The 2,913-nt window shown below is 65.2% G+C and carries 4 protein-coding genes; all 4 read right to left on the minus strand.

Features of this window, described 5'->3' with window-relative positions:
- Positions 1-333: 333 nt before the first annotated feature.
- Positions 334-711, minus strand: coding sequence for a pre-16S rRNA-processing nuclease YqgF (locus tag VFP86_06240; GenBank protein ID HET8999228.1), 378 nt, complete (start codon positions 709-711; stop codon positions 334-336).
- An 11-nt stretch (positions 712-722) separates the two neighbouring features.
- Complete coding sequence (locus VFP86_06245) at positions 723-1,628, minus strand: DUF3084 domain-containing protein (protein ID HET8999229.1); 906 nt, start codon at positions 1,626-1,628, stop codon at positions 723-725.
- A complete protein-coding gene (locus VFP86_06250; protein HET8999230.1) occupies positions 1,625-2,710 on the minus strand; it encodes an LptF/LptG family permease in 1,086 nt (361 codons plus the stop codon). The genes VFP86_06245 and VFP86_06250 overlap by 4 nt, the downstream gene beginning before the upstream one ends.
- Positions 2,707-2,913, minus strand: a 207-nt coding sequence (locus VFP86_06255; GenBank protein ID HET8999231.1) for a lipopolysaccharide ABC transporter ATP-binding protein, incomplete at its 5' end; no start/stop codon positions are given. The genes VFP86_06250 and VFP86_06255, both read right to left, overlap by 4 nt.

The raw sequence follows: 2,913 nt of genomic DNA on the forward strand, positions 1-2,913 counted from the left end.
TACGATCGCCCGCGTGCTACCGTCCTCCGGGTCTCACCCTGCCGTGCCTTCCCTCCTTTCCGGGCGACTCCCGACTACGGCCGATGGCCGTCGGAACGGAAAACACCAGCCGAACTTTTAGGGAGCTGCGAACTCTTTGACACGCTTGACGAAAGTATGATGGCGACAACTGGCCATGCTAATGAAGCGATTTTCTGCGTCTATGCTTGCGATGCTCGATGCTGCAACATGCTGCTCGCGTATACTCTAGTGCCTAATGCACGGTCATTTTACCCGGATGTTACTGAGAGTGTCAAGGGTTGACGATAACCTTCCTCAAAGCGGGCCAAACCCTTACCCGCGTCGGCGGGCCAGGTACGCCTCCGCCAAGACTACCGCGGCATAGTCGTCATAGGGTTCCGGGGGCACTTGAAGGGAAATGGGCAGGAGCCTGCGCCACCCCCTCGGCGGGTGATCCCGGAAGTACCTCCTCCGGGCCAGAAGGGTCGAGTTTCGCTCGGGCACCCCCTCGATGCCGAGTTCAAGTCGGTTTAGAATATCGAACGCCTGTTTGCATCCTGTCTGATTCCCGACGATGACGACCTCTACCCGGTAGGATTCCATCCACTGCCTCGAGACCTGCTCGAGGTCAGCGATGCCGACCACCCGGTGTGCCAGCACCCCCTCGGGCCCGCACACGGCCATCCCGCATTTCTCCAGGCCGGGGTCCACCGCCAAGACCTTCACTTGAACGTGATGAGGACGGGCCCGATGGTGTAGGTGTCCGCAGTGGACGCGGCGAGTACCTCGACCGGCGCCTTCCCCGTCTGCACATGCTCCAGCGTCGCCAGCAGCACCGCGGGATCGAGCCGAATGTCCGGCGGGCTGGACGCCGGCCCGAACGCCGGGGAGATGACGCCGCGTGACTTCGCGATGGCGCCCACCCCTGCGACGAGCTTCAGCAGCCCCGATTCCACCTGTTCGCGGGATCCCCGGCCGTCGATCTTCGCCGTCACGATCGCCTCCCCGGCCCGGAAGACCAGACGATTCGGAAAGGTGATGACCGAGACTTCCAGGGACGGCGCCCCGCTCACGGTGTTGCTGTTCGAGAGCATGCGCACGACCATCGGCTCACGACGCTCGAACAGATCGTTGGCGATGTCGTTGACCGTCACGCCGGAAGGCGAGAGCACAAAGATGGGAGCGTGGTCGTCCGGGGGCACAATGCCTCGTTGCCGCGCCGCCTGCGCCGCCAGGTCGAAGAACGCCTGCACCCGGTTCCGGACAACCGGCAAGGGCTCGCGGCCGTCGATGATCGTCCGCAGCACTTCCTGGTCGTGCAGGTACACGATATCTCCGCCCTGCAGCCTCCCCAGTTTTTGCTCCTGCGTGGCGATCTGCCGCCGGATCTCCTGCAGATGGAAGAGGGCCTGGCGCGCGTCGTTGTTGACGAGCAGGACGACGGCCAGCGTCACCACGGTGATCAGCATGCCGGTGATCACCGTAATCGCCTGGGCGGTGTACCGGGGCCGAAGGCCGAACACGGCCAGCCGGCGGCGGCCGATGCTGCGCCCGACCTGATTCCCGACAAAGGCCACCAGCCCGCTGACGAGGATCAGCGTCGGGATCAGCACGACGGCGGCGTTCATCGGGCCGCTTGGGCGAGGAGCACCCCACCTAGGGCGCCGACGATGCTGTTTGGAAGCCAAGCGGCGAGCGCGGGGGCAAGCACGTGCCCCTCGGAGGCGAGCTGGGATGGGATGAGAATCGCGTAGTACGCGAACAGGACGAGAATGCTCAACCCCATGCCGATGCTGGGGCCCGACCGGTGGGGGCGCAGGCTGAGGGGAAGGCCAATGAGGGCAAACACCGCACTACTGGCCGCCCCCGCGATGCGGTTGTGCAGCTCGGAGAGATACGACCGGGGATCGGCGCCCCCGCGCCGTGCGGCCGAGGCTTCGTGCGCCAGTTCGCGAAGGCTCATATCCCCCACGGACTTGGGCGGCAGCGTCAGATCCTGGGGGGTTCGGGGCACGTTGAGCGCCATCTCTTCGAAACGAGTCGTGACGACCCGGCCTCCCTCGATGACGTACACATCGCCGTCGCGGAACCCCCACGCGCCGCCCCGCTGGTACGTCGCCGCGCGCGCTTGAATGACGCGGAGCGTCTGTCCGCCCCGGAGATAGATCACGGTGACGTCCTCCAGGGTTTGGGTACGGGGATCGTAACGCCGCGCGTAGTAGAGCGCGCTCCCATCCGGGCTCGGCCCCTGGAAGAAGATATTCTCGACGGGCTGCAATTCTGGGGCTTTCGTCATGAACTCATTGAACACCGACCGGTACTGCTCGTTGGCGACGGTCACCACCCCTTCGCCGAAGACGAGGATGCCCACCGCGGCCACCACGCCGAGCAGCACGACCGGCGCAGCGATGCGGTAGAGACTCATCCCGCAGACCCGCAGCGCGGCGATCTCATGATGATCGGTCAACCGGCCGACCCCGAGCACGGTGGCGAGCAGGATGCCCATCGGCGCGCTATACGCCACCAGATACGGGACCTTGTAGAGGAAGAGTTGAAGCGCGATCCCGAACGGCATCCCCTGCGAGATCGCGAGGCGCGCCAGGAAGAACACGTGGTTCATCACGAGCAGTGCGGTGAAGAAGGCCAGCCCGAACCCGAACGAGATGCCAACCTCGGTGGTCAGCAGGCGGTCGAGCAGCGACGGCCTCATAGGCGGAACCCCTCGCCGAGGTACAGCCGGCGCGCCTCCGGGCTATTCAACAACTCTTTGGGCTTCCCGCGCAACAGAATCCGGCCTTCGTGAATGACCTCGACGCGATCCGTGATCGCCAGCGTCTCGCGAACGTTGTGGTCGGTGATGACGAGCCCCAGGCCTCGCTCGCGAAGGTAGCGCACCGTGCGCTGGAGCTCCTG

Source organism: bacterium (assembly GCA_035703895.1).
In the GTDB taxonomy this organism is placed as follows: Bacteria; Sysuimicrobiota; Sysuimicrobiia; order Sysuimicrobiales; family Segetimicrobiaceae; genus Segetimicrobium.